Origin of the sequence: Rosistilla ulvae, assembly GCF_007741475.1 — a bacterium.
Classification (GTDB): Bacteria; Planctomycetota; Planctomycetia; order Pirellulales; family Pirellulaceae; genus Rosistilla; species Rosistilla ulvae.
The window spans coordinates 1,570,965-1,583,611 of sequence record NZ_CP036261.1; the positions used below are offsets into that span (position 1 = coordinate 1,570,965).

The following is a 12,647-nucleotide window of genomic DNA, read 5'->3' on the forward strand; positions in this document are numbered from 1 at the left end:
TGTTGTTTTCAGCGGACGACCGATCGATCCTTGATCGTGTCGTCGTACAGACGCGGTTCGGCGCCGGCCTGCGATCGGCCGTGCCAAGGTTCGTGCGATCTGCGTTTTTGTCGCGATCGGATCTCGCCGTTTTCGAGGTAATGAACGGCGAGTTGGTCGGGGGGCTGATCACCGCAGTCACGTCGGCTGGGCGCGTTCCGCATCGAGGGACTCTCCCCAATGCATGGGCTGGCCGCGCTTTGCGGCTGCGGATACACACGACCGATCGTGCCGTTTTTTGCGGCTATCGGCCCTGTATAGGTTCGGAGCGATTTGCGGTTGGACTTGAAACGGCTGGCGCGATTGAGCTTGGAGAAACGCCCCGTGGGACCGCTTGGTCCGGATATGCGGGTTGTCGCGGTGTTAGCAATCTGCCTTAGGTCGTCAGCACGGTTTGATGAACAATTGCCCTATTGACGGGTTTTGCTTGACGCTTGAAAAGTCCCAACTTACCATCAGAGCATGGGTTAGGCCTTCGTCTTTCCCGATCGGACGCGATCGACCCCGCAAACGCTTGTCTCAGCCACTCCGGAACACCGATGGAAATCGTCATTCAAATACTACTCGGGCTATCAGTCATCGGATTCGGTGTGCTGATGTGGAAGAGTGCCGAGCGTTGGACTTGGGTGCCGTTGGTGATCGCCCCGATCGTCTTCATCGAAGCCGGCGTTTTCATGGGTTTGATCGCGCTGTCGGCGAAATCACGCGTCGCGTGGCAGAAGATTTCAGTCGAACTGGAAGAGCGACTCGAAAAGGCGACCGTGGAAGAAGAGGAACTCAAATACGGCGTGATCGGTCTCGAAGGCGATCAACGCGCGGTGGTGCCGATCGAATTGGCCCTGCAAAAATTGCGGGTCGATGCCGGTCGCGTCTGGCGTGGACTTTCGCCGCAAGGAGCGAACCAAGGCCAATTCACACTCAATATGCCACGAAATGCTGCGGCGGCAGATCCCGCTGCCGCGGATCCCGACGCGGCAGCACCAGCAGCGGCGGATGCCCCAGCAGCGGTAATCCCCGTCGAAACGATAGTCTTCGCCTTCTCCGAGGTGATGGATCCCAATCAAAAGCGAATCCCCCAGACTTTCTTGGGGCAATATCTGGTCACGCAAAGCAGTCCGCAATCGTTGACCTTGCAGCCGTTGCGAGCGCTCTCGACGCTCTCCAAGCGACAACAGCAAGCGATCAGCCAAGCGCAATCGTGGGCGATTTATGAAGTCATGCCGCTGGATGGTCACGAGCCGTTTTTCATCGAAGCGAGCCGAAAGCGGGACGAAGCGATCTTTGGCGATGCCGACGAAGAGTTCTTGAATGCTGCTTTGGCTGGCAAGGTTCCGCCAGAGGTTTTGCAAACCTACCTGAAGGATGGCAAGCAAGCTCAATCCGATGATCCACCCGAAGCGAAGTGGCGGAAGATCAAACTGCTGAAAGACCATTCGGTCATCGTCGATGGTTCGGGGCAGCGAACCGCAACCGAGGGAAGTTATTTCGATCTCTTGGGCCAAGCGGTCGACAGCCGTTTGCAATTGGCCGACGGGGACGAAGTGCAGTTCAAGGCGGGGACCGAATTGGTCTTCAAATATGAAGAAGCGACCGAGCTGATCAGCACGGGCGTGGCCGAATTGATCGACGAAATCTATGTCCGACCGTTGCACGATTACGACGAGATCGAGCGGCATGTCTTCGAACGACTCGATGTGTTGGCCGAAAAAATGGTCATCTTGAACCGTGAAATCGCGATCATGAAAAAGGTCAAAACGGCTAACGATTCGATGCTGGTCAAGGGCCAAGAGGACAAGTTGAAGCTCGAGGCCGAACTGGCTCAACATCGCGTTGAAAAGTCAGCGATCGAAGCGTATGCCAACGAATTGCAGCAGCGCAAGACGGCCCAGCGGACCCAGTTGGCGGCGCTATATCAAGACAATATCAAGATCGTGCGGAATCTCGAACGGGTGCAAATGCAGCTGAAACAACAGATCGATAAACGCACGGCCGCCGCAGGACGCTAGTTCAAATCAAGCTCTCTTCACGGTCGATCCACGGTTCGGTGCGGCGCATCGTTTCGGGATAAAACGGTTGTGTCGCAATGCCGCGGCCAAGCTTGACGCTCCAGCCAATGAATTCACATTGTGGCTGGACATGCGCTCGCCCACTTGTCGAGAGCTTATGATGCCCACAGGTCGATCTGGGCTTCATTACTTGAAAGGTCTCCTGGTCGTGGATCCATTTTTCATCACCTGTACCACCTGCAGTTCGCGGTTGAAGGTGCGCGATGAAAGCATGATCGGCCAGATCTTGGCCTGTCCCAATTGCCAAGCGATGGTCATGGTCGCTCCGCCGACCGAGGACCAATTGACGATTGGTCGCCAGCACGACATCGACAGCCAGGCGATCACCAGCGAAACGATCCACGAGGAATTGGAATCCGAAGGGACGTTTCCTCAAGCCGGGCCAACCGATGCGGACGAATCCCCCGCCGATTTGTCCTCCCCCAGCGATTCACAACCCTCCGGTTCGTTTGGCACCATGCCACCGGGCGATTGGAAACCCTCGAGCTATCAGGGCTATCGCCAGATCGGCATGATCGCCCTTGTGTCGCTGATCGCGATCGTCAGCTCCGTCGCGATCTTTGGGCTGTTTATTCAACAGTCGTTGACGAAAGAAAAAGAGATTGCCGAGGTTGTCGACGGTTCGCCCGACGAAGTCGAAGCGAGTGGCCAAGAGGTTCCCGGCGACGGGGATTCAAACGCCGTAGAGGATCCTGACGCCGACGATCCCCCGCCAGCCGCCGATTCGGAAATCGCCGATTCGGCAATGTCAGCCTCCGATCCCCCGGAGGATGAATCATCGCCGACCGATCCGGTCCCCGCGACCGATCCGGCCCCCGCAGTGCAGGACGCGGCGGGGGCTGTCGATCCGTTGACGGAGGTCCCTGAACCAGTTGATGGCGATGGCACTCCACCGCCAGCGAACTCCGGACCCGAGCGGATCTTCGCCGACGCGGGGCAACCGGCCGATCAACCCGAAGCTGCGGCGATGGAGGAATTGCCGGAGAGTTTACAGATGTTTTCGAGCATCTTTGGGCAAGGTTTGGATCTTCAACAGCCCGATGCCAAGCCGCAACCGACGGCCTTCAAACCGATTCGATTCGAACCGCCGCCGGAACTCAGCGGCCGTTACCCTACGCCTCAGCCTGCGGTCGACGCCCAGCAGCGGCTGCAGCAGTCTCTGGGGCTGAATTTGCAAGCGACCACGCTGTATGCCAGCGTCGACACGATCTCTCAAATCACTTCGGTACCGATCACCTTCGATATCGAATCGCTCGATTCCGCCGGGATCGAACTCGGCACGCCGGTTTCAGGGCGGTATCTGAACACGACTGCTGGCGAAGCGATCCGCGACGTCTTGGCGAAAGCGGGCTGCACGCTGCAACAATCCGCTCCCGGCCAGATGGTGGTTCGCGCCAGCGAGCCGCGGATCAGCGCGTTTATCGAACCCGCATTGATAATTACCGACTTGGGGGAACCCACACCGGTGATCGCACTGGCAACCCAGCTGGCTCATCTGCCGGACGATCCGGCCGAATTGGCCGTCGATCCGGCCAGCGACCGCGTCCAGGTGACCGGTTCGCCACAGGCGGCATGGCGGGTGGCGTTGGCGTTGGACGCGTTGCGGATCAGCCGCGACCTGCCCCCCAAACTGCCAGCGTCCCATTCCGGGCGATGGTTGGTCGACGGCCGGCCGGAAGAGCTGCCGCGGCCTGATCCGGGACCGATCGTGTTGGAGGGGGATCTGCCGAGGACTGTCGAACATTGGCTCAGCCAGGTCGCTCAGACGCAGAATGCTCGCGTTTTGATCGATTGGCCGAGTGCTTGGCAGTATGGTTTAACTCCCGAATTCACTCTCCTCCCCTGGCCAAACCACGATTCGCTGGCCTCGTTGGAGCAGGAATTGTTGGCGCCGTTTGGGTTGACGATTCGCGACCTCGGCGATGGCAACTGGCTGGTGACCAGCCTGCACGCCTTGGCGATGTCGGCTCGAACCGTTGTTTTCAGCCCTCCGATTCCGGCTGAAACCCAGTTCCTGGAACGCTTAACCGCTGGTGCCGGCCACGAGACACCGGAGACCTTTCCTGGGGTGATCGATCCGGTTTCGCAGCGTCTGATCACGCGGGTATCGCAGTTTTTGCAGCTGCAGATCGCCGCCGAACTGTCGGCAACGCGGTAGCCGCCGCCGGGGAGCGGTTTTGAGTGGTTTGCCGGAGCGATCCGGCCGAAGATATGGGCTACCGCACCAACACATTTTAAGTCATACTGGGCAACCAAACCCTTTATAAACCGTGCGTGGTTGTAAATGACGCGAGCGTGCTTCGATGAAGCCACACGTGTCCTTTAGAGCCGCTTGAAGTAAATAAATACAACGTCAGCTTGTTGGAAGTTAGAGACACAATCCCATGGCCAAGAGCAATAAGAAAGCGGACACCATCTTCCTGGTCTGCGAAGAATCGGGCGATTACAACTACTCCATCCGTCGCAAGGGTGGTGGAGAGAAATTGCGTCTGAAGAAATACTGCCCTCGTTTGCGCAAGCACACCTGGCACAACGAAAAGAAGAAATAAACCTCCCGCAGCGGAAGGAATCGCCATGGCCAAGCGGTGGCGTTTGCTGCCTCATGATATGGGCCGGGTCGAGCATCTCATGCGCCAGTCCCGGCTGCCTGCGGTGGTCGCTCAGGTCTTGTTGCGACGTGGCGTTTATCAGTCCGAGGACGTTCAGCGGTTTCTCGAGAGCCGCTTGACCATGCTCCGCGACCCCGAGGATCTTCCCGGGGTTCCCGCCGCCGCCGATCAGATCCATCAAGCGATCATCGATCGCAAAGCGGTTGTGATCTACGGCGATTACGACGCTGATGGGATCACCGGCACGTCGATTCTGTTCAACGGCCTGCGTCTGTTGGGTGCGGATGTCAGTTACTTTGTGCCCAATCGCCTCGAAGACGGCTATGGCTTGAGTTGCGATGCGCTTCGCAAGCTGGCCAGTCGCGAAAAACAGGTCGTGATCAGCGTCGATTGCGGTATCGCCAGCCCAGTCGAAGCCGATCTCTGCAAAGAGTTGGGGCTCGACCTGATCGTCACCGATCACCATCAATTCGGCGATCGTTTGCCCGATGCAACGCTTGTGCATCCTCGTCTGCCCGGCACCAATTATCCCTTCCCAGGGCTCTGTGGTGCGGGGGTCGCTTTCAAGTTGGCCTGGTCGGTCTGTCAGCGCGCTAGTGGGGCGAAGAAGGTCACCGAGCGGTTGAGATCGTATCTGATGCAGTCGCTGGCGTTGGCCGCGATCGGCACGGTCGCCGATGTCGTTCCGATGCTCGATGAAAATCGGATCCTTGTCCACCACGGCCTGCGGAGTCTGTTGGCGAATCCGTCGATCGGGATTCGAGAACTGCTGAAGGTCACCAAGCTGGATCAGAAGTCAGCCCTCTCTAGCGAAGATGTCGCCTTCATGCTCGCCCCGCGGTTGAACGCAACTGGGCGGCTTGGTCAGGCGCAATTGGGCGTGGAGTTGCTGACGACCGACAATCCCGTCCGCGCTGCGGCGTTGGCCGAGTATATCGACGGGCTTAATGGCAGCCGGCAGACGCTCGAACGCAGCGTCTATCTAGCGGCCGACAAGCAAGCCAAATCGGACTTTGATCCCGAGCAGGATCCCGCCTTGGTGCTCGGGGGAGTCGATTGGCATAAGGGAGTGATCGGTGTCGTCGCCGGACGGATCGCTGAGAAGTATGGCCGCCCGACGATCATCTTGTCGCTCGATGGGACGGCGTCGAAGCCGGCCGTTGGATCGGCTCGATCCGGCGGGATGGTCGATCTGCATGCCATGTTGGGACAGTGTGAAGAGCATCTGATCACCTACGGCGGGCATGCTGCTGCGGCGGGGGTGAGTCTAAATGAGTCGACGCTCTCGCAGTTCCGCGAAGCGTTCTGCGAAGCGGTCTCGCAGAACGTGCCTTCCGATTACGAAGCGGAGATCAGCATCGATGCCGAAGCTTCGTTCAGTCAGTGGAACTTGGAGACGGTCAAGCAGATCGAGATGTTGGAGCCGTTTGGCGACAGCAATCCCCGGCCGATCTTCTGTGCCACTGGGGTCACGCTGAAAGATCCTGCTCGTCGCATGGGGGGCGGCGATCGACATCTGACCGTCAGTCTGTTGCATCATGCCAGCGCGATGCGAGCGGTAGCGTTTGGTGCCGGGCAGTGGTGCGATGAGTTGAACGAGCTGGAGGGGGCGATCGATGTCGCCTATCGTCCGGTGATCAACGAATTCCGTGGCTATCGCAAGGTCGAGATCCAGATCGTCGATTGGCGACCCTCGGGGCAGCACGCTTCGGCGTAAGCATCTCCGCAGGCGATTGTCGACGCGATCGCGTCCCGCCGCAATTTTCTTGGCGGCGAGTGGTACCCGATGTTGCGTTCTCCCGTTCGCCTTGCGTGTGCTGGGGCAGCAAAGGAATTGTTTACAGCGGGCGGACCCAGATGTTTCGATAGCGAACTGGGTTGCCGTGATCTTGCAGCATGATCGAACCGCCCGGCGGGTGTTCGCTGTATTTCGAATTGGCGCGGCCGGTGGGGCCGGTCAGTTCGCGGTGGTGATGCAGCAGCACGCCATTGTGGAAGACGGTCACGTAGGCCGGTTTGGCGAGTTTGCCTTCGGCGTCGAATTCAGGCATCTCGTAGATCACGTCATACGCTTGCCATTCACCTGGCGGGAGAGTTGCGTTGACCGCTGGCGGGAACTGGCCGTAGACGGCGCCGGCTTGGCCGTCGGCGTAGGTTCGGTTGTTGTAGGAATCAAGGACTTGGATCTCGAACGCCCCCCAAAGTTTGATCCCGCTGTTGCCACGTCCCTGCCCGTCTCCGGAGACTTTTTTTGGCGCAGCCCATTCGATGTGCAACTGGCAGCTGCCGACGTTATCGAGCGAGCAGAGGTAACCGGTGCCGCGGGTTGCTTCCATGTACCCATCCTTCACGGTCCAGCGGGCGGGCACGTATTGGCCTGGTGCCTTGCGGTCTTGGTGCCCCCAGTTCGACAGATCGGTTCCATCGAACAGTACAATCGCATCGCTAGGCGGTGCCGCGGGGGAGTCCTCTCCCGGGGTGACAGTTCGCGGGCGTGGACGCAGCAGGTCGTGAACTCGCCAAGGTTGCCCGGGCAGACGCTGCGTATGGGTGTAGCCGATCGGTACCATCGCTTTGGCTGGCTCCGCTTTGGCTGGCTCCGCTTTGGCTGGCTCCGCTTTGGCTGGCTCCGCTTTGGCTGGCTCCGCTTTGGCTGGCTCCGCTTTGGCTGGCTCCGCTTTGGCTGGCTTGGGTTTTTCGGGAGCCTCCTTTTTGTCTTCCGGCTGCTTGGTTGGCTCCGGCTTCTTTTCCGGTGGCTGCACCTTGGGTTGTGGTTCCGTAGGTTTGTCCACTCCCTTTTCGGCGGGCTTCTCTGTCTCTGCGGCTGGCTGCTCGCTGGGCTTTGTTTCGGCAGCAGCTGGTTTGTCGTTAGGCGTGCTTTTGTCTTGACCAATCGCAAACGCAGAGGTTGCAAAGACGAGGCACAGGCAGAGGAGCGAATGAGGCATGGGGTACGTCATGTTGTGAAGGATGGATGCGGTCGGTGGGCCGCGATGGGGCAGGACGACAACCAGCACGGCGGTTCCGTGCTGGTTGGGTGTTCCGGAAGGCTATTTGCCTTGGATCGCTTCGGCCGCTTCGGCGGCGGCTTGGCGAACCATGGGGCTCTCGTCGCTGCTGAGTGCATTCAGGTCGTCGACCGATCCTTGAGCAGCTTGGCCCAGCGTGCCCAGTGTTCGGGCGGCTTCTAGGCGGACGAATTCATTCTCGTGCTGTAGAGCTTGGGTCAGCAGGGGAACGGCTTGGGCGATCAACTTGGGGTCACCAGGTTGCAGCTTCAGCAGCGACCATGCGGCCGACAGTTGTAAAAACGGATCGTCGCAGCCGAGGCGTTGGGTCAGTTCGGTCAACACGTTTTGCGCGTCCGACCCGATGCTGCCCAGGGCATAACATGCACTGTAGCGAACGCGGCGGTTCTCGTTGGAAAGTTCAGCGACCAGGACGTCGCTGGCTGGCTTGGCCGCCGAGCCGATGGCGGCCAGGGCGAACGCGATTTCGCGGACTTGTTCGGGATCATCGCTCGATTTCATCGCAGCGATTAGGTCGGGAACAAGTGGTGCCGCGTTGGGGCCGAGTCGGCGTGCCAGTTCGATTCCCAGTGGGCGGAGCGCGTTGTTGGTTAGGCTCGTTTTGATCACCCCTACCGCCGCGGTTCCTTTGGAGGCCAGGACGTCGACAACCTGCGAGATGACCGCTGGTTCACTGTCTTGCAGTGCCTTGGTCATCGCTTGGATCACCTCGGGGCTCGGTCCGTCGGGGCCTGGTTTGATGTCGCCCAGGGCGCGGATGGCCAGGTGGCGAATTCGAGGCTGCTCGGAAGACAGGCCGGCGATGATGGCGGTCAAAGCTTGCGGGCGCTTGGCGGTTTCAGGAGCCAGGGTCAACAGGCTCCATCCGGCCAGCAGTTTCAGTTCGACATCGCTCGCGTCGTCCAGCGTCGCTTCCAGCGCGGCGGCTCCTGTTGTCGGTTGTGGGTATTGGCTCAAGGCAAAACAGGCGGCATATTTGCCGGCCATCGGCGCGTCGCCTCGTAGGACTTTGACCAAGCCAGGAACGATCTTCTCGCCATCGCCTTGAACTTTGCCAACCGCAATGATCGCTTGCAGTTGGACTTCGGGTTGCGCGTGGTCGATCAATTCCATCAACTCAGGCGTTAATTCCGCCGCCTGTGGGCCGAGTTCGCTGACAACCAGCAATGCCCAGTAGGCTGCTTCCGGATGGGAGAGCGTTTCGCGAAGCGTGGGGACTGCTTCGCTGCCCAGGTCGGCCATCGAATGGATCACATGCATGATCGCTTCGGGGTCGCTGCTTTGCAGAGTCTTGGCCCAGATAGGCAGCGTCAGTTCGCGCGGTGCCTTGATGCGGACCAATGCTTTGATAACAGCGTTGCGGACGGTTGGGTCTTTGTCCATCGCGTGCTGGATCAGTGCTTTTGCTGCTTCCGCGTTGCCATCGGCCAGGTAACCCAGAGCGTAAGCCGAACGGGCTCGCACGGCAGGCTTGTCGGAATCGAGCAGCTTGACCAGGCCGGCGATTGCGGTTGCCCGCGCTGCGCCATCCGGGGCGCTGGCCAGCGATTTGAGCGCAGCCTTTTGTTGTTCAGCACTTCCGCCCCGCAGTTGTTGCAGCAGTGCTGGGATGTCGTTGGTTTGGGCGTGAGCGAGGTTGGACAACGCTGTCTGAGATATCATCAAAGCCAATAGGAATTGGCAGGTTCGGAAGGCGATCGACATAATATGGACTCAGGAATCGAAAAGGGGGAAACCGCTGTGGAAGGGAACGCAGTGCGAGTGGCTGACGATTTCAGCTAGCCGCTTGTCGGGCTAGATAAGAAAGGCTTTTAATAAATGCCTTGGCTTGGGAAACTTCCTGCATTGGTAAAGTGTCCAGTTCCGCGCCCACTTGTTTGTCCAGGACTTCGCACAACCGTGCTATCTCGAAGTAAGCTGTCGGTTCCAGGCGGCCATCGGGGCTGCGTTCTTGCATCAGTTGCTCGATGCGTCGGCGGGTGCCGTTCATGATGGGCTGCATCGCTGCCAGCGGCCAATGGATCTCACCCGTCTTAGGGTTGTATTGGCTTTCGGACAGCGGCTTGGGACGCTTCATGTCCGCCAGGCGATGGACCTGTTCGGGCGTGACCTGTTTGCGGTCGTAATTCTTCGCCTCTTCGCGGATTCGGCGCTTTTCGTAATAGGTTTCCGCGTATTTCACGCGGTTGTCCAATTGCATCGAACGGGCCTGTTCCACGTTGATCGCTGCTTCGGAGTTTTGCAGGTTGGCATACCCGCTAGAGCGGACCAAGTCGGCCATGCCTGCCATTTCGCTACCAGCGATCGTCGATCCGGCACCGCTATAGTTGACACCACCATAGGGATAAGGAGGGTACGGATACTGGGCCAGCGCCGGGGTGACCGTTGCGGCTAGGAGGGCAACGGTGAGGAGGAATCGCGACATGAGGGGGCATTCTTTTGTAAGGTTCAAAAACGCAATCGATCTCTAAATCTTAGACACAATTTCAGACTATTCAATCGTTATGCGTTTACCAAACGGTTCGAAGGGGTTGGCGAAAAAAAAAGACGCCTACCGGTCCGTAATTTGCCGGCTGTGTATATCATGCGGGTCGTGATCGGGGCTCGGCCCTGCAAACACCTCAACCGCCTACCCAGCCTCGGACAGTCCTCAATGGAACAGAGCTTTTTAGCATGGCTACGTGGCCGCCAACGTTCACTACCTCAAGTTGCTGTCGGGATCGGTGATGATGCCGCAGTCGTCGATTGGCCGCATTCGCGACAGTTGGTCACTAGCGTCGATACAATTGTCGATGGTGTCGACTTCCTGCTCGACCAGCATTCCCTGGCAGCGATCGGGCACAAGGCGCTGGCGGTCAATCTGAGCGACATGGCTGCCATGGCCGCCGATCCGGTCGCGGCGTTGGTCGCGATCTCTCTGTCAAACGAAAATGCGACCCAGACGGCGGCGGGAATTTACGAAGGAATCTTGGAGACGGCAGCCGAGTTTGGGGTCGCGATCAGCGGTGGGGACATCACTTGCTACGATGGCCCGTTGGCTATTTCGATCACAATCATCGGCCAGTCGGAGCCGCAAAAGGCTTGGTTGCGCAGTGGTGCGTTGCCCGACGACGTTCTCCTTGTCAGCGGTTCGTTGGGGGGAAGCATTCTGCAAAAACACCTGGCGTTCACCCCACGGGTTCGTCTGGCGCAACAGTTGCGCGACCGCTTTAAGGTCAATGCAGCGATCGATATCAGCGATGGGCTGCTGTTGGATCTGGACCGGTTGTGCGCCGCCAGCGGGTGCGGGATCGAATTGGAGTTGGATAAGATTCCAGTCTCGGAAGACGCTCTGGCCCTGGGGGAGCAGAAGGGGAGCGAGCCGTTGGAGCATGCCCTTGGCGACGGCGAGGACTACGAACTGCTTCTCAGTTGTTCGGCAGATCAGGCCGCGGAGATTCTAAACGCCGACCTCGGCGTGCCACTGACTGCCATCGGCACCATGACCAGTCGGACCGGCTTGTGGTCCAAATTGCCCAATAAGCTGATTCGTTTGTCGCCGCGTGGCTTTGTTCACGGGGGCTGATCGGGGCCGTCGCCTCTTTCTCGCGCGTTTGTGTTTAGGACGTTTGGCGCCCTAGCGAAGCGATGTCTGTCTGTTAAAGCGGACCAATGCGCGAAGCCGGAACTTCTGTAATGATCGTGCGGCTTGCTCGATCTGGGGGGCTGTAACGGGAGCGAACCGCGGAATGTCGTTTGCATTTCGCCGTTCGTCTCGCAAACTTGGGCATCATTTGCCCCAGCAGCACACCGGAGAATCTTGTGCGACACTTTCAGCTTGCGTTTCTGGCTTTCGCTCTCACGTCCTTGACTGGCTGCAGCGTCATCGGCGGCATCGAGCAGTGGAAGTGCGACCACCTTGGGATGTGCCACTTCGGCATCCGCCCTACACCGACCCACGCTCCGTCACCATGTTTGGAGCCGTCGCCGTGTGGGGGGCAGTCTTGCCAGTCGCAGCTCCATCAGCCGACGTTGGCTGTTCCGCAGATCTGATTCTGTCCGGATTCGTAGTTTCCTCGATGAAGTGCAGTGGCGCTTCATCGTTTGCCGATCTCGCCGCCGTGGCAACTCTTCTGCCTGGTGGCGGGGCGCGACCCCGCGCAAGCCGCAGCTCACTCTGGAGCTTCGGCGATGAATCGCCAGCCGGTCGCATTCTCTGGCGATCGAGCAGGGCCAGCTTGCCCTGTGTCAGCTTCTAGAACGCGGCTGCTCTTGTGGTTTCGCGAGCTGGCCGCCCGGCCGAATCGATGTCGAACGGCAACGGCTCGCGGTTTGCATGGTTGAGCCGGACGCTCGAGGCGTGCCAGACCTGATGCTTCCATGGAGATATGGAAGTCAAGGGACTGACTTAATCCCGAGGGGGGATGCTGGGCCGATGCAGCAGGCAACGTAAAACCGAGCCATCTGCGGGTGCCGCACGGCTTGTGGTTTCACAGGAACGCGATGCGTTCAACTGAATTGCTGGATCCCGACGAGCGACTGCTCGACGGCGGATCTCCGTGCCGTGTAGCCCGGCGAGGCGGGGATTAAGCAGTCTGCAGTTTGGCAGTCTTGATCAGGTGTTGCAGGCGGCTTTTGGTGCGTGCAGCGGCGTTGCGATGAATGATGTTCTTCGCACCGGCGCGATCCAAACGCTTGGCAGCAAGGCGGAACTGTTCTTCAGCAGCGCTAAAGTCACCAGCTTGTACCGATTCGCGGACCTTGCGGATTTGATTGCGCATCGCGGTCTTGATCGCTTTGTTGCGGTCGCGGCGGACAAAGCTCTGGCGGAGACGTTTTTTAGCACCTTCGGAATTTGGCATTCGTTGTTCCCTATACAAATCTCGTAGTAATTGATGCAATAGGAGCAGTTTGAGGACAGCGGG

Annotated in this window: 10 protein-coding genes; 5 read left to right on the forward strand and 5 right to left on the reverse strand. The window is 59.1% G+C overall.

Going from position 1 to position 12,647, the window contains the following annotated elements:
* Nucleotides 1–8: 8 nt before the first annotated feature.
* Entirely contained in the window at nt 9–203 is a 195-nt protein-coding gene (locus EC9_RS05695; RefSeq protein ID WP_145343134.1) for a hypothetical protein, read from the reverse strand.
* Between the two features lie 375 nt (nt 204–578).
* Here EC9_RS05695 and EC9_RS05700 point away from each other — a divergent pair, with 375 nt between their 5' ends.
* The 4 genes from EC9_RS05700 (at nt 579) to recJ (ending at nt 6,431) form a co-directional block, all read left to right on the forward strand.
* Nucleotides 579–2,045, forward strand: a complete 1,467-nt coding sequence (locus EC9_RS05700; RefSeq protein ID WP_145343136.1) for a hypothetical protein — start codon at nt 579–581, stop codon at nt 2,043–2,045.
* Nucleotides 2,046–2,253: 208 nt separating this feature from the next.
* Nucleotides 2,254–4,263 (forward strand): hypothetical protein, encoded by a 2,010-nt coding sequence (locus EC9_RS05705; protein WP_145343138.1) that lies wholly within the window; start codon nt 2,254–2,256, stop codon nt 4,261–4,263.
* A gap of 226 nt (nt 4,264–4,489) precedes the next feature.
* Nucleotides 4,490–4,654, forward strand: a complete 165-nt coding sequence (rpmG, locus tag EC9_RS05710; RefSeq protein ID WP_145091005.1) for a 50S ribosomal protein L33 — start codon at nt 4,490–4,492, stop codon at nt 4,652–4,654.
* Between the two features lie 79 nt (nt 4,655–4,733).
* A complete protein-coding gene (gene recJ, locus EC9_RS05715) occupies nt 4,734–6,431 on the forward strand; it encodes a single-stranded-DNA-specific exonuclease RecJ (protein ID WP_246105974.1) in 1,698 nt (565 codons plus the stop codon).
* A gap of 121 nt (nt 6,432–6,552) precedes the next feature.
* Here the strand turns inward: recJ and EC9_RS05720 are convergent, their stop codons facing one another.
* The 3 genes from EC9_RS05720 to EC9_RS05735 all read right to left on the reverse strand — a co-directional run bounded on the left by EC9_RS05720 (nt 6,553) and on the right by EC9_RS05735 (nt 10,168).
* Complete coding sequence (locus EC9_RS05720) at nt 6,553–7,662, reverse strand: 3-keto-disaccharide hydrolase (RefSeq protein WP_218934610.1); 1,110 nt, start codon at nt 7,660–7,662, stop codon at nt 6,553–6,555.
* A gap of 102 nt (nt 7,663–7,764) precedes the next feature.
* Nucleotides 7,765–9,405, reverse strand: a complete 1,641-nt coding sequence (locus tag EC9_RS05730) for a HEAT repeat domain-containing protein (RefSeq protein WP_218934611.1) — start codon at nt 9,403–9,405, stop codon at nt 7,765–7,767.
* Between the two features lie 112 nt (nt 9,406–9,517).
* A complete protein-coding gene (locus tag EC9_RS05735; protein ID WP_145343143.1) occupies nt 9,518–10,168 on the reverse strand; it encodes a hypothetical protein in 651 nt (216 codons plus the stop codon).
* A gap of 228 nt (nt 10,169–10,396) precedes the next feature.
* On the opposite strand from EC9_RS05735, the gene EC9_RS05740 reads away from it, so the two are divergent.
* The gene (locus EC9_RS05740; protein WP_145343145.1) at nt 10,397–11,308 is read left to right on the forward strand and encodes a thiamine-phosphate kinase; all 912 of its coding nucleotides are present in this window, start codon (nt 10,397–10,399) and stop codon (nt 11,306–11,308) included.
* A 1,000-nt stretch (nt 11,309–12,308) separates the two neighbouring features.
* On the opposite strand, the gene rpsT is transcribed toward EC9_RS05740, so the two are convergent.
* Nucleotides 12,309–12,584 carry a 30S ribosomal protein S20 gene (gene rpsT / locus EC9_RS05745; RefSeq protein WP_145343147.1) on the reverse strand — a complete coding sequence of 92 codons (276 nt, stop codon included), beginning with the start codon at nt 12,582–12,584 and terminating at the stop codon, nt 12,309–12,311.
* Between the last annotated feature and the right edge of the window lie 63 nt (nt 12,585–12,647).

Coding starts and splice junctions, on each gene's coding strand:
- EC9_RS05695 (WP_145343134.1), bottom strand. CDS start 203: ATGCGGAACGCGCCCAGCCGACGTGACTGCGGTGATCAGCCCCCCGAC.
- EC9_RS05700 (WP_145343136.1), top strand. CDS start 579: ATGGAAATCGTCATTCAAATACTACTCGGGCTATCAGTCATCGGATTC.
- rpmG (WP_145091005.1), top strand. CDS start 4,490: ATGGCCAAGAGCAATAAGAAAGCGGACACCATCTTCCTGGTCTGCGAA.
- recJ (WP_246105974.1), top strand. CDS start 4,734: ATGCGCCAGTCCCGGCTGCCTGCGGTGGTCGCTCAGGTCTTGTTGCGA.
- EC9_RS05720 (WP_218934610.1), bottom strand. CDS start 7,662: ATGCCTCATTCGCTCCTCTGCCTGTGCCTCGTCTTTGCAACCTCTGCG.
- EC9_RS05730 (WP_218934611.1), bottom strand. CDS start 9,405: ATGATATCTCAGACAGCGTTGTCCAACCTCGCTCACGCCCAAACCAAC.
- EC9_RS05735 (WP_145343143.1), bottom strand. CDS start 10,168: ATGTCGCGATTCCTCCTCACCGTTGCCCTCCTAGCCGCAACGGTCACC.
- EC9_RS05740 (WP_145343145.1), top strand. CDS start 10,397: ATGGAACAGAGCTTTTTAGCATGGCTACGTGGCCGCCAACGTTCACTA.
- rpsT (WP_145343147.1), bottom strand. CDS start 12,584: ATGCCAAATTCCGAAGGTGCTAAAAAACGTCTCCGCCAGAGCTTTGTC.